General features: G+C 63.8%; 22 protein-coding genes. 12 read left to right on the forward strand and 10 right to left on the reverse strand.

Annotation, left to right across the window (positions count from 1 at the left end):
• Positions 1-141 precede the first annotated feature (141 nt).
• A complete protein-coding gene (locus AC5ZFO_RS19855) occupies positions 142-270 on the forward strand; it encodes a hypothetical protein (protein WP_282522777.1) in 129 nt (42 codons plus the stop codon).
• Between the two features lie 45 nt (positions 271-315).
• Here the strand turns inward: AC5ZFO_RS19855 and AC5ZFO_RS19860 are convergent, their stop codons facing one another.
• Both AC5ZFO_RS19860 and AC5ZFO_RS19865 read right to left on the reverse strand, forming a co-directional pair.
• Positions 316-687, reverse strand: coding sequence for a helix-turn-helix domain-containing protein (locus AC5ZFO_RS19860; RefSeq protein ID WP_014497036.1), 372 nt, complete (start codon positions 685-687; stop codon positions 316-318).
• A 25-nt stretch (positions 688-712) separates the two neighbouring features.
• A complete protein-coding gene (locus tag AC5ZFO_RS19865) occupies positions 713-1,762 on the reverse strand; it encodes a LysR family transcriptional regulator (RefSeq protein WP_282522778.1) in 1,050 nt (349 codons plus the stop codon).
• Between the two features lie 483 nt (positions 1,763-2,245).
• On the opposite strand from AC5ZFO_RS19865, the gene AC5ZFO_RS19870 reads away from it, so the two are divergent.
• Both AC5ZFO_RS19870 and AC5ZFO_RS19875 read left to right on the forward strand, forming a co-directional pair.
• Positions 2,246-2,512 carry a hypothetical protein gene (locus AC5ZFO_RS19870; RefSeq protein WP_282522779.1) on the forward strand — a complete coding sequence of 89 codons (267 nt, stop codon included), beginning with the start codon at positions 2,246-2,248 and terminating at the stop codon, positions 2,510-2,512.
• A gap of 207 nt (positions 2,513-2,719) precedes the next feature.
• Entirely contained in the window at positions 2,720-3,451 is a 732-nt protein-coding gene (locus tag AC5ZFO_RS19875; protein WP_282522780.1) for a cytochrome c biogenesis CcdA family protein, read from the forward strand.
• A gap of 35 nt (positions 3,452-3,486) precedes the next feature.
• Here AC5ZFO_RS19875 and AC5ZFO_RS19880 read toward each other — a convergent pair whose 3' ends face one another.
• From AC5ZFO_RS19880 to AC5ZFO_RS19895, 4 genes are all read right to left on the reverse strand, one after another.
• Positions 3,487-4,137 (reverse strand): HAD family hydrolase, encoded by a 651-nt coding sequence (locus tag AC5ZFO_RS19880; RefSeq protein WP_282522781.1) that lies wholly within the window; start codon positions 4,135-4,137, stop codon positions 3,487-3,489.
• Between the two features lie 69 nt (positions 4,138-4,206).
• Positions 4,207-5,349 (reverse strand): mandelate racemase/muconate lactonizing enzyme family protein, encoded by a 1,143-nt coding sequence (locus AC5ZFO_RS19885; protein ID WP_496122411.1) that lies wholly within the window; start codon positions 5,347-5,349, stop codon positions 4,207-4,209.
• A 22-nt stretch (positions 5,350-5,371) separates the two neighbouring features.
• A complete protein-coding gene (locus AC5ZFO_RS19890) occupies positions 5,372-6,829 on the reverse strand; it encodes a sensor histidine kinase (protein ID WP_282522839.1) in 1,458 nt (485 codons plus the stop codon).
• Positions 6,830-7,174: 345 nt separating this feature from the next.
• On the reverse strand, positions 7,175-7,519 hold the full coding sequence (locus AC5ZFO_RS19895; RefSeq protein WP_282522783.1) for a DUF1236 domain-containing protein: 345 nt from the start codon (positions 7,517-7,519) through the stop codon (positions 7,175-7,177).
• A gap of 138 nt (positions 7,520-7,657) precedes the next feature.
• On the opposite strand from AC5ZFO_RS19895, the gene AC5ZFO_RS19900 reads away from it, so the two are divergent.
• Positions 7,658-7,891 carry a hypothetical protein gene (locus tag AC5ZFO_RS19900; RefSeq protein ID WP_282522784.1) on the forward strand — a complete coding sequence of 78 codons (234 nt, stop codon included), beginning with the start codon at positions 7,658-7,660 and terminating at the stop codon, positions 7,889-7,891.
• A gap of 148 nt (positions 7,892-8,039) precedes the next feature.
• Here AC5ZFO_RS19900 and AC5ZFO_RS19905 read toward each other — a convergent pair whose 3' ends face one another.
• On the reverse strand, positions 8,040-9,314 hold the full coding sequence (locus AC5ZFO_RS19905) for a serine hydrolase domain-containing protein (RefSeq protein ID WP_282522785.1): 1,275 nt from the start codon (positions 9,312-9,314) through the stop codon (positions 8,040-8,042).
• A gap of 161 nt (positions 9,315-9,475) precedes the next feature.
• Between AC5ZFO_RS19905 and AC5ZFO_RS19910 the strand changes: the two genes are divergently transcribed.
• Positions 9,476-10,393, forward strand: coding sequence for an intradiol ring-cleavage dioxygenase (locus tag AC5ZFO_RS19910; protein WP_282522786.1), 918 nt, complete (start codon positions 9,476-9,478; stop codon positions 10,391-10,393).
• A gap of 86 nt (positions 10,394-10,479) precedes the next feature.
• Here the strand turns inward: AC5ZFO_RS19910 and AC5ZFO_RS19915 are convergent, their stop codons facing one another.
• From AC5ZFO_RS19915 to AC5ZFO_RS19925, 3 genes are all read right to left on the reverse strand, one after another.
• A complete protein-coding gene (locus AC5ZFO_RS19915; protein ID WP_282522787.1) occupies positions 10,480-10,776 on the reverse strand; it encodes a hypothetical protein in 297 nt (98 codons plus the stop codon).
• A 234-nt stretch (positions 10,777-11,010) separates the two neighbouring features.
• On the reverse strand, positions 11,011-12,747 hold the full coding sequence (locus tag AC5ZFO_RS19920; RefSeq protein WP_282522788.1) for a bifunctional protein-serine/threonine kinase/phosphatase: 1,737 nt from the start codon (positions 12,745-12,747) through the stop codon (positions 11,011-11,013).
• A 55-nt stretch (positions 12,748-12,802) separates the two neighbouring features.
• Positions 12,803-13,642, reverse strand: a complete 840-nt coding sequence (locus AC5ZFO_RS19925; RefSeq protein ID WP_496122412.1) for a formate/nitrite transporter family protein — start codon at positions 13,640-13,642, stop codon at positions 12,803-12,805.
• A gap of 672 nt (positions 13,643-14,314) precedes the next feature.
• Here AC5ZFO_RS19925 and AC5ZFO_RS19930 point away from each other — a divergent pair.
• The 7 genes from AC5ZFO_RS19930 (at position 14,315) to AC5ZFO_RS19960 (ending at position 23,615) form a co-directional block, all read left to right on the forward strand.
• Positions 14,315-15,625 (forward strand): CmpA/NrtA family ABC transporter substrate-binding protein, encoded by a 1,311-nt coding sequence (locus AC5ZFO_RS19930; protein WP_282522790.1) that lies wholly within the window; start codon positions 14,315-14,317, stop codon positions 15,623-15,625.
• Between the two features lie 61 nt (positions 15,626-15,686).
• Complete coding sequence (ntrB, locus tag AC5ZFO_RS19935) at positions 15,687-16,586, forward strand: nitrate ABC transporter permease (RefSeq protein WP_282522791.1); 900 nt, start codon at positions 15,687-15,689, stop codon at positions 16,584-16,586.
• A 13-nt stretch (positions 16,587-16,599) separates the two neighbouring features.
• Positions 16,600-17,394 carry an ABC transporter ATP-binding protein gene (locus AC5ZFO_RS19940; protein ID WP_282522792.1) on the forward strand — a complete coding sequence of 265 codons (795 nt, stop codon included), beginning with the start codon at positions 16,600-16,602 and terminating at the stop codon, positions 17,392-17,394.
• Positions 17,395-17,730: 336 nt separating this feature from the next.
• Complete coding sequence (locus AC5ZFO_RS19945; RefSeq protein ID WP_282522793.1) at positions 17,731-19,122, forward strand: MFS transporter; 1,392 nt, start codon at positions 17,731-17,733, stop codon at positions 19,120-19,122.
• Between the two features lie 122 nt (positions 19,123-19,244).
• Complete coding sequence (locus AC5ZFO_RS19950) at positions 19,245-19,673, forward strand: globin family protein (RefSeq protein ID WP_282522794.1); 429 nt, start codon at positions 19,245-19,247, stop codon at positions 19,671-19,673.
• Positions 19,674-19,683: 10 nt separating this feature from the next.
• On the forward strand, positions 19,684-20,901 hold the full coding sequence (locus AC5ZFO_RS19955; RefSeq protein WP_167768250.1) for an NAD(P)/FAD-dependent oxidoreductase: 1,218 nt from the start codon (positions 19,684-19,686) through the stop codon (positions 20,899-20,901).
• A gap of 14 nt (positions 20,902-20,915) precedes the next feature.
• The gene (locus AC5ZFO_RS19960; protein ID WP_282522795.1) at positions 20,916-23,615 is read left to right on the forward strand and encodes a nitrate reductase; all 2,700 of its coding nucleotides are present in this window, start codon (positions 20,916-20,918) and stop codon (positions 23,613-23,615) included.
• The last annotated feature ends 66 nt before the right edge of the window (positions 23,616-23,681 follow it).

The following is a 23,681-nucleotide window of genomic DNA, read 5'->3' on the forward strand; positions in this document are numbered from 1 at the left end:
GATTCGCAAAAATCGGCGGGAAGCTAGAGCCCCGGAGTTGAGGTCCCATTAAGCACGGCTGTCGAAAGCCCGCGCGCTTGAGGCGGGGCGTCTCGATTGGGTCGCGCCAGGGGCGGGATGGGTTCGCGAAATCCGCGACGAATGGCGGGCAAATTGCAGGAAACCCGCAGCAAGAAATCCGCAAAAAAAGGGCGGCTTGGCCGCCCCGAAAAGAGAGCCGCGCGCGAGCGCGCGGACTGGGTCTCGTTCAATCCGGCCGCGCCCCCGTGACGCGGCGGATTGAACATCGGCCGTAAAGGCCAGAGCCCGGTCGGCTCAGGCCTCGTTCGCTGCGATCGATTCCATCAGCGAGACGAGCTGACGCTGGACCGTCTGGTCCTTGATCTTGCTGTAGGCGCGCAGCAGGCGGAGGCTGAAGGCCGAATCGAGGAACAGCAGGCTCTCGACTTCGCGCGCCTTGTTGTCGCCGTCATAGAAGAAGGTCACGGGCACATCGAGGGCGGTGGCGATCTGCTGAAGCCGAGCCGCGCCGACGCGATTGACGCCCTTCTCGTATTTCTGGACCTGCTGGAAGCTCACGCCGAGCTTCTCACCGAGTTCGGCCTGCGAGATCTTCATCTCGACGCGCCGCAGACGGATCCGCTTGCCAAGCTCAATGTCCGGCTTGCCGGCACTGCGCTGCTTCATCCTTTTCGCCGCTGTTTTCATACTCTCACCTTTGTTCTTCGGTTGAAAATCCCCCGAAGAGCTGGGTCAGGGGTTCGCCCATATACACGTCCTTGAATTCATGCGGATGCACGAACTCTTCCTTAAACCACGGGAATCGCGCCGGATTGAAAGCTTCGATCAGCCAGTCAATCATGTGCCGAACGCGTGGAATCCGGCCGCTACCAGGGTGGTAAGACAACCAGATATCCAGCGGCCTGTTCAGCTCGACCTCCAGTGGAATCAACTTCCCGCCAAGCGCAATGGCGTAGCTCGGGAATACGCCGATGCCGGCGCCATTCGCGACCGCCCAATAATTGGCGCTCGAGACGTTGGTCTTCATGACCAGAAGGTCACGTTCCGGAACGCCTGGGAAGAAGCTCTCGAAGGTCTCCTTGGCGGCAAGCTGGTCGGCGAATTGCAACACCAGGCGGTGCTTGATCAATTCGAGCGCCGAGCGCGGCGTGCCGTGTTTCTCAAGGTATTTTTCCGAAGCCCAGAACATCAGGTGCATGCGGCCGAGCCGCACCAGCTTGACGTCGAGCGCGGAGGGACGCGACAGATGGATGGCGACGTCGGCCTCGTGACGCGAGACGTCGGCCGAGCGCATCGCGCAATGCAGGTCGACCAGGATCTTCGGATAGGCCTGCTGGAATTCGACCAGCCGCGGGGCGAGCCAGAATGTCCCGAGACCCTCGGTGACGGCCACGCGAACTTCTCCGGACAGGGCGTTGGCCGTCGAATCGCTGGTGCGCAGCACGTCGAAGGCCGCCGCCTCCATGCGCTCGACGGCGGAGACCACCAGTGCACCTTCATCGGTCAGATGCGTGCCGTGGACGTCGCGGGTGAACAGGGTGGTGCCGGTCTGGCGCTCGAAATCATCAATCCGGCGGCGAACGGCGTTGATCGACAGCGACAGACGTTCAGACGCCGAGCGAAAACTGCCGCATCGAACGACTTCCAAGAATATGCGGGCCGCATCCCAATCGGAGAGGCCGCTGATGTTGATCTTTGGGCGTTCCTCCAGTGGAACGCCCCTTTCCGCCAAGGAGTGCATACAAGTCCCTTCGGGTTGCTAAACTGGCAGAATTGGGCGCAAACCACAACCACTGCGGGTTGGGGTACGGCGACTTTTGAACGCCATCGTTACCGCCTCGCGGGTGGTATCCGAGTGCTACCAAGGCTGAAAATCGAATCGGACGGACCACCGTTCGAATGAGGGGTGTGGCGTGAGTTCCGTTGCGAGCCCTGAAATGGCTGCAGGATTGTCGGCGCTTTCCGTCACGGAAGTCCTCGCGCGCGAGCTGTCGCCGTGCGGAATGGATCGATCATACAGCGCCGCACGTTCGACTCCCGGCCACCACGATAATGGCGTCCCGCGCAGCGGGTTGATGTTCGCTGGAACCACGGTTTCCAGGCAAAATCATACTGAAATCATGTTCGGAGGCGTCGGCGCCTCGTGTTATTCTCGGTATCCCATGGGGGCCGAGGGGATTTCCACAAACACGTCTCGCAGGCCGAACTAACGGAAAGAACGCCGGTGTCGCATTCAGACGAACAGTTGCAGTCGGTGCTGGAAACGCTTGAGGGGTGCCGCAAGGTTCTCAACGAGAGCAATAACCGCGAGTCGGCCGAGCTGCTGTCTATCGTCATCCTCGACGTGCGGATGAAGCTCAAAGGAATTGACAGTGCCGATCTCAAGGCGCTGTGCGACGAAATGCTGCGGAGCGCTGGAAGCGAACCGCAGCCCCCCTCCAAGCAGACGCAGGACCAGCCCCGGCGTCCGCTGCTCCGCGTGGTGAAGTAGCCGCGCCGCCGAGTCTCGCTTTTTGGCGAGGTTTGTGCGCGTCCCGATGCCGCATCTGTGATCGCAGACGGCATCGGGAGGAGCCTGGTTTCGTGCGCCTCTGTTGTGCGCATTCCCCGGCATCGGCTACACCAGAGCCGGTTCGGCTCCCGCCCGCGCGCATTCCCGGCGCGCGGCCAAAGAGCCTGAGATGGCTCCGACTGCATCATGCAAAATGTCTCGATCCCGGCGGCCCTGATTGCCGGCCTCGTCAGCTTCCTCTCTCCCTGCGTTCTGCCCCTGGTTCCGCCCTATCTGATCTATCTCACGGGCGCCACGATCGAGCATGTCGAGAACGAGGAGCCGGCCTCGGCGTCCAAGCGCGCCATCATGATGTCGGCGCTCTTGTTCGTGCTCGGTTTCTCCACGGTGTTCGTGGCGCTCGGCGCCAGCGCCTCGCTGATCGGCGGGCTGATCCGTGCCTGGTCGGCCGAGCTGTCGATCCTCGCCGGCATCGTCATCATCATCATGGGCCTGCATTTCCTGGGACTGACCCGGATCGGCCTGTTGATGCGCGAGGGGCGCCTGACCGCGCCTAAGCCCGTCGGTCTCTGGGGCGCCTATGTGATGGGCCTCGCTTTTGCCTTCGGCTGGACGCCGTGCATCGGCCCGATCCTTGCCGCGATCCTCTCGATCGCCGCGGCGGAGGCGACGATGACGAAGGGGGCGGGCCTGCTCGCAGTCTATTCGGCCGGCCTCGGCATTCCCTTCCTGATCGCCGCCCTGATGATCGAGCAGTTCTCGAAACTGTTCGCGCGCATGAAGGGCCAGCTCGTCAATGTCGAGCGCGCCATGGGCGTCCTGATGGTGATCACCGGCATCGGCTTCCTCACCGGTGCGGTCTCGAATGTCAGCATCTGGCTGCTGGAGACGTTTCCGGCGCTGCAGACAATCGGGTAGGGTGAGCGGAACGGCGAGGCCCGGAACAGAGCGGATCATTCCATCCGCAACAACACCGGAAGCTCGCTCATACGATGAAAGACCTCGTCGCAGACGGCTGCCAGCTCTCGCTCAACTCCGGAATCACCCCCGGTAAAACCGAGGACTCTCATGCCCGCGGCCTTTGCTGCGCGAATTCCGGACAACGAGTCCTCAACGACGACGCAGCGTGAGGGGTGAGCGCCCAGCGTTTGCGCCGCATGCAGAAACAGGCCGGGGTCCGGCTTCCACGAACCCACCTCGTACGCGCTAAAGATGCGTCCTTCGAAGCGCTCCAGCAGTTTCGTCAATCCGAGTGCATGCGTGAGCTTCGACATGGGTCCGTTAGACGCCACGCAAACCGGAACGGCAATCTCAGCCAACGCCGCATGGATTCCTTCGACAGGCTTCAGTTCGGCGTCAAACGCCAGTGCGGTGGCTCGTCGAATGTCGGCGATGAATGTGTCTCGGACGCTGCGGCCTAACCGGTGCTCGATTTCGCGCACGCAATCCGCCATCTTTACCCCTCGGAAAGAACGTATGGCGTCTTCCAGGCTGATCGCGATGCCCTCCTCAGATGCCGTTCGGACCAAGACGGTCAGCGCAATGATTTCACTATCGACCAGAACGCCGTCCGAATCGAAAATAACGAGCTCGGGACTTGTCATCCTTGCGATGCTCCAGACACATCATTCATCGGGACCTCTCGCTATATCCGGGACCACGGCGATTTTTGACTACACGCCTTGACTCACCGCGAAGCGCGCGAGCGCCTCACGATCAATCTCGATGCCCAGTCCCGGTCCGTCGGGAACGCGCACGACACCCTTCGTGTGCTCGATCGGCTCCTTCAGGATCGTCTGCCGGATCGGATGTTCGGTGCGGTCGAATTCCAGCATCGGCTCGATCGGCGCAAGCGAGGTCGGCGTGTGCAAAGGCAGCACGGCGAGAAGTTGCAGCGAGGCCGCGATCGCAATCCCGGTGCCCCAGACATGCGGATTGTAGCGGATGCCGAACGCCTCGCTCATGTCGGCGATCTTCTTGCATTCGGAGAGGCCACCTGCCGCGCAGGTGTCGGGCTGGGCGATGTCCAGCGCATGCGATGCGAACAGGTCGCGGAAGCCGAAGCGCGTGAACTCGCACTCGCCGCCGGCGATGGGAATCGTCAGCGCGGAGCGCACCGCACGATATCCCGCGACGTCCTCCGGCGGCACCGGCTCCTCGAACCAGCCGATGTCGTAGCGTTCGATCATGCGGCCGAGCCGGATCGCCGCCACTGCGTCAAAGGCGTGGTTCGCATCGACCATCAGCGCGACATCAGGGCCGATCGCCTCGCGCACCGCGCGCGTGACCGCGGCATCCTCGGCAATGCCGAAGCCGACCTTCAGCTTCACTGCGCGGAAACCCTCCGCGGCATAACCGGCCGCTTCCTCCGGCAGGTATTTGAGCGGATCGCCTGATTTGCGCCGGTACAGCCCGGTCGCATAGGCCGCAATGTCCTTGCGCGCCGCACCGCCGAGAAGCTGATGCGCGGGCACGCCGAAATGCTTGCCCCTGATGTCCCACAACGCGATGTCGATGCCGCTCAGGCCCTGGATCACGACGCCCTTCTGGCCGTGATCGCGCAAGCGGGCGTAGACCATTTGCCACAGCACGTCGGTGCGCAGTGGATCCTCGCCGATCAGCCAGGGCGCGATGCTCTGCACCACCGCCGCCGTCATCCGCGCCGGCCCGTAGCATTCGCCCCAGCCGGTCAGGCCGTCATCCGTCTCGATCTCGACCAGCATCGCGGTGCGCGTGTCGTACCAGGCGCGCGAATAGGCGAAGGGCTGCGAGAGCTTTGCTTCGAGGATGTGCGTGCGCACCTTGGTGATCTTCATCGCCGATGTTCCTTCAATCCGTTCACCGCGCCTCGTCCAGCACGCACATCACCGTGCAGACGACGCCGTGCGGCAGGAAGTCGACGGTTGCCTCGCCGCCGAGCTGGTCGCGCGCGCTGCGCTCGATCAGGCGCGAGCCGAAACCGCGCTGCACCGGCTCCGTCACCGGCGGTCCGCCGATCTCGCTCCAGATCAGCCGCAGCCGCGACTTCGGCGTGTCGGCGATGACCTCCCAGTCCAGCGTGACCCGGCCGGTCTCGTTCGACAGCGCGCCGTATTTCGCGGCGTTGGTGGCGATCTCGTGCACGATCATCGACAGCACCACGGCGAGCCGCGGCGACAGCGGTACGGCGGGGCCGGCCATGCGGATGCGATCGGGATTGCTCAGCAGGAACGGCTGGAGCACGCGCGCGATCACATCCCTCAGCTCCGATCCTGCCCATTTCTCCTGGCTCAGGAGATTATGCGCCTCGGCGAGCGCACCGAGCCGTCCCTCGAACTTGGTCCGCTCGTCCCGGCTTGAACTTCGGAAGGTCTGCACCGCGATCGCCTGCATCAAGGCCAGCGTGTTCTTGACGCGATGGTTGAGCTCCTCGATCAGCAGATTGTGCAGCATCTCGCCGCGCGCGATCGTGGTCGCCATCCGCACCGCGAAGGTCAGGCCGGTCAGCAGCAGGATGCCGCCGATCAGGCTGGTGATCGCGATGTCGCGCCAGAGCGGGGCGATCAGCGAGCTCTCGGCGACACCGGCCACGACCGTCCAGCCGGTCAGCCGCGACCTCGTATAGGCCGAGGACAGCGCGACGCCGTCGAGAGAAACGCTGGAGAGGGTCGCCTCCGGCGCTCGGGCCATCGCATCGTTCAGTGCGCCGGAGGCCTGCTTGCCGAACGTCTCGGCCGGATTGGGCGCGCGCGCGAACACGCGACCCTTGGTGTCCAGCAGCGACACCGTCCACTGATCGTTCGGCCGCTGCTGCTCGACCAGTTTCTGGAATGTCGCGATCGGCGGGCTGAAGGAGAGCGCGTAGACGACCTCATCGTTGCGCAGCACGGGAACCTCGACGGTCACGATCGGCCGGTTCTTGGTCGAGCCGGTGAACAGGTCGGAATATTGCGGCGACTTGCTCGCAAATACCCGCTCGACGATCTCGCGATTGTTGCGGGGCGGCAGGTTTGTCGTTTCACGCGTGACGGTCGAAAACAGCTGGTGCCCGCTCCCATCCGCCACCAGCAGGACGCTGTCCTCGCCATATTGGCTGATGAACCCGGTTGCCAGCCGGCGGAAGTCGTCGAAGTCGCCGCTTTGCAGGGCGTTGCTGAGCGCCAGCACCTGCAAGCCGCCGGTCATTCGCTGCACTTCGGAATCGAGCACGAGGCGCATGCTTCGCACCGTCTCCAGCACGCGTCGTGTCGCGTCGCTGCGGTCCTGGCGGTAGTTGGAATAGGCAATACCGACCGCAAAGACGATCAGCGGCAACATCGTTCCCGTGACCAGAAGAGCGAGCCGGACCGGCAGAGTGAGCTTTGACAAGCGCGGGCGTCCCGGTTCCAGCGCAGCGGCGCCGGATTATGATTTTGGGGAGACCATACGGGTGAGACTTCCACCGCGCCACGATTTTCGCGTCCGGCGGGCACGTGAGAGAGGGATTTTGCAGCGCGGTCGCGGGCGTCCGCGCGTCAAGTCATGCCGATCGCGGTCAGCAGCAGACACATGGCATAGACCGCTGCCAGACTGAGCCCGGCGATCCGGCCTCTCGGTGAGATGTCATCGTGAGCTCCAGGGGAAGCGACCGCCTTGGAAGGCGGCCGCGCTGGTCAATCCTGATCAATCGATTTCCTGAACGACTGTGCGCGAGCCGGGATCCACCAGCATCACGCGTTCGCCGGAGTAGACGTAGCGATACTTCGTTAGTGACGGACCCCAGTCCGCCGGGACGGCCTCTAGCTCGACGTCGCTCGGCACCGTCGCGCCGACGATGATCTTTTCCTGCGTCGTGACCGGACGGACGCGGTGCTCGGTGACGTAGGATCTGATCCTGGTCCGGTATTGCGGCTCGATCTGAACCGTTGCCGCGTGACCGGTTCCGGTGGTGGTCACCACGGTGGATTGCGCGAAAGCGCCGGTCGAAATCAGGACGGCCGCGGCGGATAGCAGGAACAGCTTCTTCATCTTGTTCTCCTCACAGGAATAAGCGCTGCACCAACATCCCGCCGCGGGCGCCGTTCCCCGACGTCAGGAACAAATTGCTACTTTTTCCCGTTAGCGGATCGACCGGACTGAAATGCCCGGCAACTGGAGGAGAAGATAATGAAGATGAAGCTTGCGACTGCAGCCTTGATGATTGCTGCATTTTCCCTGCCGGCGTTCGCGGCCGACGAGTTCTATGTCGTGCAGGACGTCAAGACGAAGAAGTGCACGGTTGTCGACAAGAAGCCGACCGAGACATCCATGACCGTCGTCAGCCCGTCGGGCACGATCTACAAGTCGCGCACCGAGGCCGAAAGCGGCATGAAGACCGTCAAGGTCTGCACGTCCAACTGAGGAGAATGACGCGATGCCCGTTCTGATTTTGTGGGCCGTGCCCGCCGTTCTGGTGATCAGCGGCGGCATTTATCTGATCGGCCATATGCACTAGCAATGACGGGCCCTCGCGATCGATCGCGAGGGCCCGTTTTCGTTGAGACGCAGATCAGAGATTGCTCTCGGTGATCGCGGCATAGACCATGCTGCGCAGTTCGCGCCGGAGCGGATAGGCGCTCGACGGCAGCACCTGCGTCATGAAGATGGCGATCAGCTCCTCGGCCGGGTCGATCCAGAACGAGGTCGTGGCCGCGCCGCCCCAATTATATTCACCCGGGCTGCCGGCGATCAGCGTCTCCGCCGGCCGCATGGTCACGGCGAAGCCGAGGCCGAAGCCGATGCCGTTATAGGTGGCTTCCGAGAACAGCGAACGCGACACTTCCGGCAGCGCGCGTCCGCCCGGAATGTGGTTGCTCGTCATCAGCGCCAGCGTTTTCGGCCCGAGCAGGCGGACGCCGCCCAGCTCGCCGCCATTGAGCAGCGCACGGCAGAAGGTGAGATAGTCGGCGACCGTCGAGCAGAGTCCGCCGCCGCCCGAGATGAACGAGGGCGGGGACAAGAACGAGCTCTTGGTCGGGTCGTCCTGGAGCGTCAGGCCCTCGCGGCGCTGGCCGGCATGGAAGGTCATGCCGCCACCGGGATCGGCGGAATAGCAGGCGGCGAAGCGATGCGCCTTGGAGGCCGGCACGTGAAAATCAGTGTCGGTCATGCCGAGCGGATCGAGGATGCGCGTTTTAAGGAACTGCTCGAAGGGAATCCCGGAGATCTTGCCGACGAGATAGCCGATCACGTCGGTCGCGACCGAGTAGTTCCAGGATTCGCCCGGCGAGAACTCCAGCGGAATTTTCGCCAGCGCCTCGATCATGCTCTGCAGCGTGCCGGCTTTCTCGACCTCGCCGATCTTTTCGGTGCGATAGGCGGCATCGACGTTGGAACGCTGCTGGAAGCCGTAGGTGAGGCCGGCGGTGTGCCGCAGCAGGTCGACGATCAGCATCGGCCGGGACGGCGGCCGGGTCAGGAAGGCCGGCGCGGTGCCGGCGACGAACACGCCGAGATCCTTCCATTCCGGAATGTATTTGGCGACGGGCTCGTCGATCGCGACGAGGCCTTGCTCGACCAGCATCATGAAGGCGACGCTGGTGAGCGGCTTGGTCATGGAATAGATGCGGTAGATGGTGTCGTCCTTGACCGGCACCTTGCGCTCGACGTCGGCAAAGCCCTGCACCGAGCTGTGGGCGACCTTGCCGCGGCGGTAGACCAGCAGGTGCGTGCCCGGGAAGCGGCCGGCATCGATGTAGCGGCTCTTCAGATGCGCATCGACGCGGTCGAGCGCAGCCTTCGACATGCCGACGGATTCGGGCGAGGCGGGGGTAGGGGCGAGCATCAGTTCCTCCGGGCGTTTTGTCGGAAAGTTGATAGCGAAATGCAGGCCCCATTCCAAGCCGGTTGCGCTTAACGCGGCCGGGCCTGCTGGTGTAGGCTGCACCCTGGAACGCCTCCAAGGAGCCCATCCGGGCCAACGAGAAAACTCAGGGCAAACGCACCATGACCCAGTTCAACGAGACCGAACTCACCGAAGCCGTCGTCAAGAGCTTCGACAATACGCCTGATCCGCGGGCAAAATTCCTGCTCCAGGAATTGGTGAAGTCGCTGCACGATTACGTGAGCAAGACCGGTCTCACCTTCGAGGAATGGGAATACGCCATCGATTTCCTGACCCGCACCGGCCACAAATGCACCGACACAAGGCAGGAGTTCATCCTGCTCTCCGACGTGCTCGGGGTCTCCATGCTGGTCGACGCGGTCAACCACAGGGATCGCGAGGGCGCCACCCAGACCACGGTGCTCGGCCCGTTCTATGTCGGCGAGCACAAGGTGACGGCGCACGGTACCGACATCTCGCCGAACAATCAGACCGGCGAGCGGATGTTCGTGCAGAGCCGCGTCACCGACCTCAAGGGCAAGCCGCTCGCGGGCGTTCCCGTCGACGTCTGGCATGCCGACGATGACGGCTTCTACGATTCACAGAAACCGAACTACGACGAGGTCGGCGCCTCGGCGCGGGCGCGCTTCATCACCGACAGCGACGGCCGCTTCTTCTTCCGCACCATTTTGCCGTGCAGCTATCCTATTCCGACCGATGGCCCTGTCGGCGAGATGATCATGCAGACCAAGCGCCATCCGATGCGCCCCGCGCATGTGCACTTCCTGGTCAATGCCAAGGGCTACGAGCCGCTGATCACCCACGTCTTCATGGACGGCGACAAATATCTCGATTCCGACGTGGTGTTCGGGGTCAAGGACGACCTCGTCGCCAAGGTCGAGCCGCGCAACGATCCCGCGATGCCTGATGGCCTCAAGGCGAACGGGCAGTGGCATTTGATGACCTACGAATTCCACCTCAAGCCCGGCGGCGGCATGGCGCCGAAGCCGCTGGGGGTGAAGGCGGAGGAGCCGGCGTGAGGAGACGCGAGGCGAGCCGGCCTTAACGCCCCCGGAGCGTCCCGATCAAGCAGGACGGATACCGCCTGTCCGTGCAGCGCGTGGGTTCACATGCCACTCCCTCCGCCACCGCCGCCGCCACCACCAGCTTGTCTGGACGCTTCGAGATTTCTGTCCAAACGACTGGGTTCATTAGGCGCGTAACCGAAAGCTCCCGGATAGCCCTTCTTCGATCCCATTGTTTGCGGCTCATGCAGCGGAGCGTAGCCGGAGACGCCCGGGTGATGTCTCTTGGAGATCTTATGCTGCAGACCAAGTGCTTTGCCTGGTACACCCTGCGCAAGCGCTGCTGGTGCGGCGGCGATGAGAGCGGCGGCACAAAGTGCGATGATCGTTGTCTTCACTTTTCGGTCCTCCCTCCTTGAAACAAAAGGGCCCGCGTCGCGGATTCAACGCCGTCGCGACGGCATAGTCGAGCGCAAAAACGTCTAGCCGCAATCAACCTTTAAACCCAGCTAGTCGCGCGATGTTTGGGCTATTTGGCCGATGTCGCATATGGGTCACCAGCGGCAATGCTCTGACGAACGATAATGGTTCCACTTGGCCGCTAGAAGTGGACGTCTGCGCCCTTCTGCGCCCTATCGCCCGTGCAGCAGCGCCAGCAGCACGACAACCGCGCAAGCAAGCGCTGCCGTGGTCAGCTTCCAGAACATCAGCGGGCTGCGCTCCAGGAGCGGCGTGATCCGTGTGTCGAGATAGGCCGAATTAGGCGTGCGAAGCTCGAAGACGAATTCGGACAGATCCTCGTGCCGATTGTAGGGATCGGGATGGAGCGCGCGCCTGAGCGCGCCGTCGACCCAGGCCGGCACGTTGCGGTCGTCGTCGGCCGGACGATACTGAAGTCTCCGCGCGTCCGCCTTGCGCCGGATCCTGGCGATCTGGGTGCCATAGGGAAGCTTTCCCGTCAGCATCTGGTAGCAGATCACGGCCAGCGAAAACATGTCGGAGCGCGGCGAGCCGCCTTGCCCAAGAAAATACTCCGGCGCCGTGTACTGGACCGTTCCCAGGATGTCGTCGGCCTCGTCTCGCGGCGCCGCCTCCGCGACGCCCGCGACCCTGACCGACCCGAAGTCGATGATCTTCGCGGTGCCGGTCTTGTCGATCATGATGTTATCGGGCCTGAGGTCCTGATGCAGCATTTCCATGCGGTGGAAGGCGCGCAGCCCCGCGGCGATCTGCTCGACCAGCCGACGGACGGTTTCGAGATCCGGGCGCGGATTGTCGGTCATCCACTGCTTCAACGTCTGCCCTTCGACGAATTCGGTCGCGACGTAGAGGTAGCTGCGCCGTCGCGACTGTGACAGCGGCTTCAGCACGTGCGGGCTGTCGATCCTGCGCGCGATCCACTCCTCCATCAGGAAGCGCTTGAGATAGGCGGCGTTGTCGCGCAAATCGATCGACGGCAGCTTGAGCGCGACCGGCGCCTCGGTCTCCATATCGACGGCGAGATAGATATGACTGCGGCTGCTGCCGTGGATTTCCCGGATAATCCTGTAGCCGTCGAAGACCGCTCGCGGCTCCGGCAGCGGCGGAAGCGGCAGCTGTGACGTCTGATTGAAGATACCGGCCGGCTCGCGCTGCGGCACCGCGTCGATGCGCAGGATCTGGACGGTGATGTTGTCGTCGCTGCCGCGCCGGTAGGCTTCCTCGACGATCGCCTTTGCCGCGCCGTCGAGCTCGGCTGCGTGCTCGCCGAGTGCGCTGGTGATGAAACGCTGATCGACGAATTCATAGGCACCGTCGGTTGCGAGGATAAAGGTGTCGCCGGCCTCGATCTCGAACGCCTGGTAGTCGATCTCGAGCTGAGGATTGATGCCGAGCGCACGGCCGAGATAGGTCTGCTCCGACGACACGATGATGCGGTGATCGTCGGTCAGCTGCTCGAGCGCCTTCCCGGCGACGCGGTAGACGCGACAGTCGCCGACGTGGAAGATGTGCGCGGTGGTCGCCTTGATGACCATGGCGGTCAGGGTGCAGACATAGCCCTTGTCGCGGTCATAGGCATATTGGCTCTTGCGCGTCTGCGCGTGCAGCCAGGAATTGGTCGCGTCCAGCACGCGCCGGGCGGAGGTCTTCACCGTCCAGGATTCCGACGTGCAGTAATAGTCCATCAGGAAGCTCTTGACCGCCGACTCGCTGGCGATCTGGCTCACTGTGCTGCTGGAAATGCCGTCGGCGAGAACGGCCGCGATGCCCTTCAGGCTGAGCAGCGGCTCTTCCGGAATCAGGACGCCGTGAAAATCCTGGTTGACGGGCTTGCGCCCCTTGTCGGAGTGCTGGCCGATCGAAATCAGGAGTCCGCGGGTCATCGTCATCACCAGGCGAAGGGAGCCTCACCCTGGTCGGGCGAGGCTCCTCTGTCGAGACGTATCAGGCCGCGACGCGGGTCGGCGCAGCCTTGCCGGCCTGGCGCTTCGGCTTGGTCATGACGTGGGTGGCGTAGAGGGTCATGCCGGTGAAGGCGAGGCCGCCGACGAGGTTGCCGAGTACGGTCGGGATCTCGTTCCAGATCAGATAGTCCATGATCGAGAATTTGGCATGGAGCATCAGGCCCGACGGGAACAGGAACATGTTCACGACGGAATGCTCGAACACCATGTAGAAGAACAACATGATGGGCATCCACATCGCGATGACCTTGCCGGGGACCGAGGTCGAGATCATGGCGCCGACGACGCCGGTCGAGACCATCCAGTTGCACAGCATGCCGCGCATGAACAGCGTCGCCATGCCGGCCGCGCCGTGCGCGGCATAGCCGAGCGTACGGCCTTCGCCGATGTTTCCAATGGCCGCTCCGACCTTGTCGGGGTCTTGCGTGAAGCCGAACGTCGTTACGAAGGCCATCATGAAGGCGACGGTGAAGGCACCGGCGAAATTGCCGACGAAGACCAGGCCCCAGTTGCGCAGCACGCCGCCAAGCGTGACGCCGGGACGCTTGTCGATCAGGGCGAGCGGCGAGAGCACGAACACGCCGGTAAGCAGATCGAAGCCGAGCAGGTACAGCATGATGAAGCCGACCGGAAACAGGAGCGCGCCAATCAGCGGCTGGCCCGTGTTCACGTTGATGGTGATGGCGAACCATGCGCCGAGTGCGAGGATGGCGCCGGCCATGAAGGCGCGGATGGCAGTATCCCGGGTGGACATGAAGATCTTGGACTCGCCCGCATCCACCATCTTGGTGACGAATTCCGAAGGCGCGAGATACGACATCAATGGTTCCTTTTGCTTCGTAAGTGAGATCGACACGCCCGAGAGAGCGCAGCTGAACATCATTGGCCGTGCGGGCAGCTCTGCCGCGCACGAGGGCTATGGAAGGTCTGGAAGCCTTGGGAATCGCGTCACGAGGACTGAGCCGGGAGGGCCGCGAAGCAGTTGAGCTTCCGGGATGCAGCCGCCAGAGGCTGCACCAATGCGGCAAGCCGCAGTCTTCGTTGACGTCAATGAAAATGCAAGTTGCGTGCCGTGTGGGAGGGTTGGAAAAGGTAAGCGATATCAAACGGATGCTGCGGCGTTGATCCGACTTTTGCGAGCGCCCGGCCTTTTGCTTGGGCGGCTGCACAAGATTTGTGCGGCGCACAAGGAACGAGCAAACCGCAAGTTCCGCGTGCGCAGCAGGCCTGCGACAGTCTGGCGCGGTATCAATAACCCATTCATTTTTCGATGCTTTTCGGAGTGGCGGGCTTGGCATGAAGCTTGAATCATTCAAGCCGACGCCATTGAAGCCGTCCCGCGAGACTTCTCATCCGATTTGCCGACGCCACCAGACGGGGGTCTCCCCCGCCATGCGTTCGCACGCGCCTCTTTCTGGCGTCACGGACGGACGGGCCGCTCGCGCGCACTGACGCCATCAATTCTGCAACGATGCAAAGGACGACACTGCCTATGACCAAGCGCACCCGCCAGCCCTCGGGCCTGAGCCGCCGTCAATTGTTGAAGGCCGCCGGCAGCACCGCTGCTCTTCTCGCCGCCGCCAAACTGAATTTTCCCGCCGGCGCCTTCGCGCAGGATGCAGGCCCCGAGGTCAAGGGCGCCAAGCTCGGCTTCATCGCGCTCACCGACGCAACCCCGCTGTTCGTCGCCAAGGAGAAGGGCATCTTCGCCAAATACGGCATGCCCGACGTCGAGGTGCAGAAGCAGGCCTCCTGGGGCACCACGCGCGACAACCTCGTGCTCGGCTCTGAAGGCAACGGCATCGACGGCGCGCATATCCTCACCCCGATGCCGTACCTGATCTCCTCCGGCAAGGTGACGCAGAACAACCAGCCGACGCCGATGTACATTCTGGCGCGCCTGAACCTGAACGGTCAGTGCATCTCGGTCGCCAAGGAATATGCCGACCTCAAGGTCGGAATCGACACCGCGCCCTTCAAGACGGCGCTGGAGAAGAAGAAGGCCGGCGGCAAGGCCGTGAAGGCCGCGATGACCTTCCCGGGCGGCACGCATGATCTCTGGATCCGTTACTGGCTTGCCGCCGGCGGCATCGATCCCGACAAGGACATCGAGACCATCGTGGTCCCGCCGCCGCAGATGGTCGCCAACATGAAGGTTGGCACCATGGATTGCTTCTGCGTCTGCGAGCCCTGGAACCTGCAGCTCATCCATCAGGAGATCGGCTACACCGCAATCACCACCGGCGAGCTCTGGGACAAGCATCCCGAAAAGTCGTTCGGCATGCGCGCGGCCTGGGTCGACAAATATCCGAAGGCGGCGAAGGCGCTGCTGATGGCGGTGATGGAAGCCCAGCAATGGGCGGAGAAGATCGAGAACCGCGAAGAGGCCGCGGTGATCTGCGCCAAGCGGCAGTGGATCAACTGCCCGGTCGAGGACATCACCGACCGCATGAAGGGCAAGTTCGATTACGGCACCGGCCGTGTCGTCGACAACTCGCCGCAGCAGATGCGCTTCTGGAAGGACCAGGCGTCCTATCCGTTCCAAAGCCACGACCTCTGGTTCCTCACCGAGGACATCCGCTGGGGCAAGTACGAAGCCGGCTTCGACACCAAGGCGCTGATTGCCAAGGTGAACCGCGAGGACCTCTGGAAGGATGCGGCCAAGACGCTGGGCGTCGCGGCCGCCGATATCCCGGCCTCGACCTCGCGCGGCAAGGAGACCTTCTTCGACGGCAAGGTGTTCGATCCCGAAAATCCGGCTGCCTATCTGAAGTCGCTCGCGATCAAGCGCGTCGAAGTCTGATGGAGCCCGCGGCCGCCGGCAGGCGGCCGCGTCGTCCTTTGAAGCCGGAGAGGGATTTTCAATGAACATGCCTGCCACGAAGATTGAGGTTGAGACCGCGACGCCTGCAGCAATCGCTGCCGCGCCGGTCGTCGCGATGACGCTCAAGCGTCCGCCGCGCGCCGAGACTTACGCCCGCATCGCCAGGGAGACCGCCGTGCGCGTGATTCCGCCGCTGGTCGTGATCGCGCTGCTGACGCTGGTGTGGGAGCTGGTGTGCCGCCGCGCCGGCTCGGCGCTACCGCCGCCGTCAAAGGTGTTCAAGGACACCAAGGAGCTGATCTTCGATCCGTTTTTCGATCATGGTGGCATCGACAAGGGCCTGTTCTGGCATCTCTCCGCAAGCCTCCAGCGCGTCGCGCTCGGCTACTCGCTCTCTGCCATCGCCGGCATCGCGCTCGGCGTGCTGGTCGGGCAGTCGGTCTGGGCGATGCGCGGGCTCGATCCGCTGTTCCAGGTGCTGCGCACCATCCCGCCGCTGGCCTGGCTGCCGCTGTCGCTCGCGGCGTTCCGAGACGGCCAGCCATCGGCGATCTTCGTCATCTTCATCACTTCGATCTGGCCGATCATCATCAACACCGCGGTCGGTATCCGCAACATCCCGCAGGACTACCGCAACGTCGCCGCGGTGGTGCAGCTCAACCCGCTCGAGTTCTTCGGCAAGATCATGATCCCGGCGGCGGCGCCCTACATCTTCACCGGCCTGCGCATCGGCATCGGCCTGTCCTGGCTCGCCATCATCGCAGCTGAAATGCTGATCGGCGGCGTCGGCATCGGCTTCTTCATCTGGGACGCCTGGAATTCCTCGCATATCAGCGAGATCATCCTGGCGCTGTTCTATGTCGGCATCGTCGGCTTCGTGCTCGACCGCCTGATCGCGGGCGTCGGCAAGATCGTCACCCGCGGCACGGCGCAGAACTGAGGGAGAAGGGTACATGACCGCCTATCTGAAGCTCGACCATATCGACAAGGTCTTTACCCGCGGCGCCGCCACCACGGAGGTGCTGAAGGACATCAACCTGACGATCGAGAAGGGCGAATACGTCTCGATCATCGGCCATTCCGGCTGCGGCAAGTCGACCCTGCTCAACATCATCGCAGGCCTGACCGGCGCCACCACCGGCGGCGTGCTGCTCGAGAACCGCGAGGTCAACTCGCCGGGTCCCGATCGCGCCGTGGTGTTCCAGAACCACAGCCTGCTGCCGTGGCTGACCGTCTACGAGAACGTCAAGCTCGGCGTCGACAAGGTCTTCGCCAGGACCAAGACCCGCGCCGAACGCGACGCCTGGGTCATGCACAATCTCAACCTGGTGCAGATGGCCCACGCCAGGGACAAGCGCCCCTCGGAAATCTCCGGCGGCATGAAGCAGCGCGTCGGCATCGCCCGTGCGCTGGCGATGGAGCCGAAGGTCCTGCTGCTCGACGAGCCGTTCGGCGCGCTCGACGCGCTGACCCGCGCGCATCTGCAGGACTCGGTGATGGCGCTGCATCAGAAGCTCGGCAACACCATTTTGATGATCACCCACGACGTCGACGAGGCGGTGCTGCTATCCGATCGCATCGTCATGATGACGAACGGGCCGAGCGCGCGCATCGGCGAGGTGCTGGAGGTGCCGCTCGCACGTCCCCGCAAGCGGCTCGATCTCGCGACCAACTCCACTTATTTGAAGTGCCGGCATCGCGTGCTCGAATTCCTCTACGAGCGTCATCGCTTCGTCGAGGCCGCGTAAACGAAGGTTTAACGCGGAAGATCCGCGCGCCTAAATAATCGACACCTCGCTCAATCCTTGTGCGCCGCACAAGGATTGAGCGAATCGCAAAATTTGCGAGCGAAATACACCTGGAACAATTTCGGGCAATGCGAACAAGCCCCTGAATTCCCTGTATTTCCCGAACGCGCGCAATTGGCACGGAAATTGAAATACCTTTTCCGACGCCAACGACGACGTCCCTCAACATCATCAATCAGCATCGTGAACTCGCCACCGGGGCATGGCCTCGGCGCGCGCCTCCGCGTGGAGGCTGAGCCTGCAACGACGCAGCGGTGAGCCTAGAAGGGATTATCAATGACGACGAATCCGACTCGAAATCCGACGTGGATTTCTGATTGGCGCCCCGAAGACGAGGCGTTCTGGAATGCGGGCGGCAAAGTGATCGCCCGGCGCAACCTGATCTGGTCGATCGTGGCCGAGCATATCGGCTTCTCCGTCTGGCTGATCTGGAGCATCGTCACCACCAAGCTGCCGCAGGCGGGTTTCCACTACACCACCGACCAGCTGTTCCAGCTCGTGGCGGTGCCAGGGCTGATCGGCGCATTGATGCGCTTCCCGTATACGTTCGCGGTCACGACCTTCGGCGGCCGCAACTGGACCATTTTCAGCGCGGCTGTCCTGTTCATCCCGACGCTGTCGCTCGCCTATTTCGTCAGCCAGCCGGACACGCCGTTCTGGCTGATGCTGCTGATCGCATCGACTGCGGGTCTCGGTGGCGGCAATTTCGCCTCCAGCATGACCAACATCTCCTTCTTCTTCCCTGACCGGATGAAGGGGTGGGCGCTGGGGCTGAACGCGGCCGGCGGCAATATCGGCGTCTCCAGCGTGCAACTGCTGACCCCGATCCTGATGACTCTCGCCGTCATCAACCTGTTTCAGGCAAGCCCTGTCGACGGCATCTTTCTTCAGAACGCCGGCCTGATGTGGGTGCTGCCGATCGCGATCGCGGTGTTCGGTGCGGTGTTCTTCATGAACAACCTGACCACGGCCAAGTCGTCGATCAAGAACCAGCTTGCCGTGGTCAAGCGCAAGCACACCTGGATCATGGCGTATCTCTATATCGGAACGTTCGGATCCTTTATCGGCTACTCCGCGGCGTTCCCGCTGCTGATCAAGACCCAGTTTCCGGCGATCTCGATCTCGATCGCGTTCCTCGGGCCGCTGGTCGGTTCGCTGTCGCGACCGCTCGGCGGCTTGCTCGCCGACAAGATCGGCGGCTCGATCCTCACCTTCTGGAATTTCATCGCGATGGCGGGCGCCACCGTCGGCGTGCTCTACTTCGTCGGGCACAAGGATTTCATCGGCTTCCTGTCGATGTTCCTGATCCTGTTCGTGACGACGGGCATCGGCAACGGCTCGACCTACCGCATGATCCCCTCGATCTTCCGCGAGCAGAACCTGTTCAGGGTGCGCGGCAAGGGCGATGCGGCGCGCGCGCTCGCGCTGAAGACGGCGAGCATCGAGAGCGGTGCGGCGGTCGGCTTCATCGGCGCGATCGGCGCGGTCGGCGGCTATCTGATCCCGACCGGTTTCGGCAAGTCGATCGCCATGACCGGCGGTCCGTCGCTCGCGCTCGCGATCTATCTCGCTTTCTATGCGTCCTGCCTCGGACTGACCTGGTGGTTCTACCTGCGTCGCAGCCCGCAGGGTGAGGGCGCGTCAAGCCTGGCCGAAGCACGTGTGTGACACTTGGCACGAATGTCGCTTCTCCCCGTACGCGGGGAGAAGACTCTCTGATGACGTTTGACCCATGAACCTTGTTCGCAACGGCGCGGACAAAGGCAGACCGAAACAGACAGGAGAACATCATGACGCCCGAACAGATTACCCTCGTCCAGCAGAGCTTTTCCAAGGTCGCGCCGATTTCAGAGGCAGCCTCTGTGTTGTTCTACGATCGCCTGTTCGAGGTGGCGCCGTCCGTGCGCGCGATGTTTCCCGAGGACATGACCGAGCAGCGCAAGAAGCTGATGGGCATGCTCGCCGCCGTCGTCGGCGGCCTGTCGAACCTCGAGACGATTCTTCCCGCGGCCTCGGCGCTCGCCAAGCGTCACGTCGCCTATGGCGCCAAGGCTGAGCACTATCCGGTGGTCGGCGCGACCTTGCTGTGGACCCTGGAAAAGGGGCTCGGCGAAGCCTGGACGCCCGAACTCGCCACGGCCTGGACCGACACCTATGGCGTGCTGTCCGGCTACATGATTTCCGAGGCCTACGGCGCACAGGCGCAGGCCGCCGAATAGGAGATGCCTTGTGAGTGAACCGCTGGTCATCGTCGGTAACGGTATGGCGGCCGCGCGTCTGGTCGACGAGCTCGCCAAGACCTCGCTCGGCCGCTACGCGGTCGCGGTGATCGGCGAAGAGCCGCGTCTCGCTTACAATCGCGTGCTGCTCTCCTCCGTGCTGGCCGGCGAGACCGGCTCGCATGAGATCGAGCTGAGACCGGCCGATTGGTGGCGCCATCGCGGCGTCACGGTGCGCTACGGCTATCGCGTCACCGAGATCGACACCGGCCGCCGCGAGCTCAAGATCGAAGGTGAAGAGAGCGTCGAATATTCCAAGCTCGTGCTCGCCACCGGCTCGACGCCGCTGCGGCTCAACGTGCCGGGCGCCGATCTCACGGGGGTGCACACCTTTCGCGACACGCGCGACGTCGATCTGCTGCTGACGCTCGCTGCGGCGAAGAAGCGCGTCGTCGTGGTCGGCGGTGGCCTGCTCGGGTTAGAGGCGGCCTATGGCCTTGCGAAAGCCGGCGCGCCGGTGACGCTGCTGCACCTGATGGACCGGCTGATGGAGCGCCAGCTCGATCTGCCGGCGGCCGACCTGCTGAAGACGCTGGTCGAGCGCAAGGGCATCCGCATCCTGCTCAATGCATCCACCGCCCGGATTCACGGCGAGGGCCATGTCGAAGCTGTCGAGCTTGCCGACGGCACGCGCATCGAGGCGGATGCCGTGATCTTCGCCGCCGGCATCAGGCCGAATGTGGCGCTTGCCAAAGAGGCGGGAATCGCGGTCAACCGCGGCATCGTCGTCAACGACGAGATGCAGACGGCCTCGCCCGACATCTACGCGCTCGGCGAATGTGCCGAGCATCGCGGCACCTGCTACGGCCTGGTCGAGCCCGCTTACGAGCAGGCGCGCGTGCTGGCGCGGCATCTCGCCGGACGTCCCGCCGCCTATCAGGGCAGCGTGGTCTCGACCAATCTGAAGGTCTCCGGCGTCAGCGTCTTCTCCGCCGGCGACTTCATGGGTGGGGACGGCAGCGAGAGCCTGGTGCTGTCGGACCGCAGGCGCGGCACCTACAAGAAGCTCGTCATCGCCGACGGCCGGCTTACCGGCGCGGTGCTGATCGGCGATACCGTCGATGCGCTCTGGTATCTCGAGCTGATCCGCAATCGCGACAAGGTGACGGCGATCCGCACCGACATGATGTTCGGCCGCGCGCTGGCGCGTCCTTCCAAGGCGGCTTGATAAGGCAGCTCGATATGACGGCGATCGATCCCACGCTCCGCGCCACCAAGACGACCTGTCCCTATTGCGGCGTCGGCTGCGGCGTGCTGGCGACGCCCGATGGCAAGGGCGGGGCGGCGATCGCGGGCGACCCGGATCATCCCGCCAATTTCGGCCGGCTGTGCTCGAAGGGCTCGGCGCTCGGCGAGACCGTCGGACTGGAGAGCCGGCTGCTCTATCCGATGATCCGCTGCAAGGGCGTGCTGGAGCGCGTCGCCTGGAGCGATGCACTCGACCACGTCGCCCATCGCATGCAACACATCATCGCGCGCGACGGTGCCGACGCGGTCGCGTTCTATCTCTCGGGCCAGCTCCTGACCGAGGACTATTACGTCGCCAACAAGCTGATGAAGGGCTTTGTCGGCACGGCCAATGTCGACACCAATTCGCGGCTTTGTATGTCGTCCTCGGTCGCCGGCCATCGCCGCGCCTTCGGTGCCGACACCGTGCCCGGCTGCTACGAGGATCTCGACCAGGCTGACCTCCTCGTCTTCGTCGGCTCGAACGCGGCCTGGTGCCATCCCGTGCTGTTCCAGCGCATGCTGAAGAACCGGCAGGAACGTGGCGCGCGCATGATCGTGATCGATCCGCGCCGTACCGACACGGCCAGTGACGTCGATCTGTTCCTCGGTCTCAAGCCCGGTACCGACACCGCGCTGTTCTCCGGCCTGTTCGTCCATCTCGCCGACAATGGCGCGCTCGACCAGGATTACATTGCGCAGAACACGTCGGGCTTCGATGACGCGCTGGCGCGCGCGCGCAACATCGCCGGCAGTGTCACCGCGACCGCGCTTGCGACAGGCTTGTCCGAACAGGACGTCGCCGCCTTCTTCAAGATGTTCCGCGACACCGAGCGGGTCGTCACGCTCTATTCGCAGGGCGTCAACCAGTCGGCGCAGGGCACCGACAAGGTCAACGCGATCCTGAACTGCCATCTCGCCACGGGGCGCATCGGCAAGCCGGGCGCCGCGCCGCTCTCGCTCACCGGTCAGCCCAACGCGATGGGCGGCCGCGAGGTCGGCGGCCTCGCCAACCAGCTCGCCGCGCATATGAACTTCACCCCGCCGGACATCGATCGTGTCAGGCGGTTCTGGAAGGCGCCGCGCATCGCCACCCATGAAGGACTGAAGGCGGTGCAGCTGTTCGAGGCCATCAACCGCGGCGAGGTCAAGGCGCTGTGGGTGATGGGCACCAACCCGGCGGTGTCGCTTCCCGATGCGGATTTCGTACGCGAAGCGCTGAAGAAGCTCGAGCTGTTCGTCGTTTCCGAGAACGTGCTGTCCAATGACACGGTCGAGGCTGGCCCGCACGTGTTGCTGCCGGCGCTGGCCTGGGGCGAGAAGTCCGGCACGGTGACCAACTCCGAACGCCGCATCTCGCGCCAGCGCTCGTTCCTGCCGGCGCCGGGCGAGGCACGGCCGGACTGGTGGATTCTGAGCGAGACCGCAAAGCGTCTCGGCTTCGGCGACAGTTTTAGTTACAAATCCGCCGCCGACATTTTTCGCGAGCATGCCGCGCTCTCGGCGTTCGAGAACGATGGCAGCCGCGATTTCGACATCAGCGGGCTCACCTCGCTGTCCGATGAGGCGTTCGATGCGTTGAAGCCGGTTCAGTGGCCGGTGCGCGAGGGGCAGGCGTCGAGCGAGCGCTTCTTCGCGAGCGGCGGCTTCTTCACCAATGACGGCAAAGGCCGCTTCGTCGCGCCGGAGGTGCCGTCACTGCGCGGCGAGACCGGCCCGTCGCGCCCGCTGCGGCTCAACACCGGGCGCATCCGCGACCAGTGGCACACCATGACGCGCACGGGGCTCAGCCAGCGTCTCGGCGCGCATCTGCCGGAACCGTTCGTCGAGATCCACCCTGATGATGCCAGCAAATACGGCATCTTGCATGACGGCTACGCCCGCATCACCACCGATTACGGCCAGTGCATCCTGAAAGTCGTCGTCAGCGACCGTCAGCAGCGCGGCACCGTGTTCGCGCCGATCCACTGGAGCGCGATGAACGCCTCGCACGGCCGCGTCGGGGCGCTCGTGCAGCCCTTCACCGATCCGTTCTCGGGCCAGCCGGAGTCGAAAGCCACGCCGGCGGCGATCTCGCCTTATGAATACGTCTTCCGCGGCTTTGCGCTGTCGCGCGATCAGCTCAATCTGCCGCCGAACCTGATGTGGACTCGTGTCACGGTTACGGGCGGCTTCGGCTATCTCTTCGCCGACAATGCGGATCTGTCGCGCTGGCCGGCCTGGCTCGACGGCGTCGCGGGCGAGGACGTCGCCGACTATCGCGATTTCGGTGGCGGCGTTTATCGCGCGGCCTCGTTCGCGGGCGACCGCATCGAGACCTGCCTGTTCGTCGGCCCCGCGCATGATGCCGGCGACTGGGAGGTGGTGAAGAGTCTGTTCGTGGCCGATCACGTCACCGACGAGCAGCGCCGCATGCTGCTGTCAGGCAAATCGACGGAGGGCGCGGCCTCGACCGGCCCCATCGTCTGCGCCTGCTTCGGCGTCGGCCGCGGCACCATCTGCGACACCATCGCCGGCGGCGCGCGCACGGCGGCCGAGATCGGCGCCAAGCTGAAGGCCGGCACCAATTGCGGGTCATGTATCCCCGAGCTGAAGCGGCTCATTGCGACGACGGAGGTCGCTCCGGCGAAGCAGGCGAAGGTCGCGGCGGGGTAGGTGCTCCCGCTCTTGTAGCCCGGATGGAGCGAAGCGAAATCCGGGACCTCTCTCCGTGCCGCGTGG

It is taken from the genome of Bradyrhizobium sp. Unk1 (assembly GCF_059512345.1).

Excerpts from the sequence above, each read along its gene's own strand:
- AC5ZFO_RS19910 (WP_282522786.1), top strand. The coding sequence starts at position 9,476 with ATGACCCAGTTCAACGAGACCGAACTCACCGAAGCCGTCGTCAAGAGC.
- AC5ZFO_RS19860 (WP_014497036.1), bottom strand. The coding sequence starts at position 687 with ATGAAGCAGCGCAGTGCCGGCAAGCCGGACATTGAGCTTGGCAAGCGG.
- AC5ZFO_RS19905 (WP_282522785.1), bottom strand. The coding sequence starts at position 9,314 with ATGCTCGCCCCTACCCCCGCCTCGCCCGAATCCGTCGGCATGTCGAAG.
- AC5ZFO_RS19940 (WP_282522792.1), top strand. The coding sequence starts at position 16,600 with ATGACCGCCTATCTGAAGCTCGACCATATCGACAAGGTCTTTACCCGC.
- AC5ZFO_RS19885 (WP_496122411.1), bottom strand. The coding sequence starts at position 5,349 with ATGAAGATCACCAAGGTGCGCACGCACATCCTCGAAGCAAAGCTCTCG.
- AC5ZFO_RS19890 (WP_282522839.1), bottom strand. The coding sequence starts at position 6,829 with ATGTTGCCGCTGATCGTCTTTGCGGTCGGTATTGCCTATTCCAACTAC.
- AC5ZFO_RS19875 (WP_282522780.1), top strand. The coding sequence starts at position 2,720 with ATGCAAAATGTCTCGATCCCGGCGGCCCTGATTGCCGGCCTCGTCAGC.
- AC5ZFO_RS19925 (WP_496122412.1), bottom strand. The coding sequence starts at position 13,642 with ATGTCGTATCTCGCGCCTTCGGAATTCGTCACCAAGATGGTGGATGCG.
- AC5ZFO_RS19930 (WP_282522790.1), top strand. The coding sequence starts at position 14,315 with ATGACCAAGCGCACCCGCCAGCCCTCGGGCCTGAGCCGCCGTCAATTG.
- AC5ZFO_RS19945 (WP_282522793.1), top strand. The coding sequence starts at position 17,731 with ATGACGACGAATCCGACTCGAAATCCGACGTGGATTTCTGATTGGCGC.
- AC5ZFO_RS19895 (WP_282522783.1), bottom strand. The coding sequence starts at position 7,519 with ATGAAGAAGCTGTTCCTGCTATCCGCCGCGGCCGTCCTGATTTCGACC.
- AC5ZFO_RS19900 (WP_282522784.1), top strand. The coding sequence starts at position 7,658 with ATGAAGATGAAGCTTGCGACTGCAGCCTTGATGATTGCTGCATTTTCC.
- AC5ZFO_RS19880 (WP_282522781.1), bottom strand. The coding sequence starts at position 4,137 with ATGACAAGTCCCGAGCTCGTTATTTTCGATTCGGACGGCGTTCTGGTC.
- ntrB (WP_282522791.1), top strand. The coding sequence starts at position 15,687 with ATGAACATGCCTGCCACGAAGATTGAGGTTGAGACCGCGACGCCTGCA.
- AC5ZFO_RS19960 (WP_282522795.1), top strand. The coding sequence starts at position 20,916 with ATGACGGCGATCGATCCCACGCTCCGCGCCACCAAGACGACCTGTCCC.
- AC5ZFO_RS19865 (WP_282522778.1), bottom strand. The coding sequence starts at position 1,762 with ATGCACTCCTTGGCGGAAAGGGGCGTTCCACTGGAGGAACGCCCAAAG.
- AC5ZFO_RS19950 (WP_282522794.1), top strand. The coding sequence starts at position 19,245 with ATGACGCCCGAACAGATTACCCTCGTCCAGCAGAGCTTTTCCAAGGTC.
- AC5ZFO_RS19855 (WP_282522777.1), top strand. The coding sequence starts at position 142 with ATGGCGGGCAAATTGCAGGAAACCCGCAGCAAGAAATCCGCAAAAAAA.
- AC5ZFO_RS19920 (WP_282522788.1), bottom strand. The coding sequence starts at position 12,747 with ATGACGATGACCCGCGGACTCCTGATTTCGATCGGCCAGCACTCCGAC.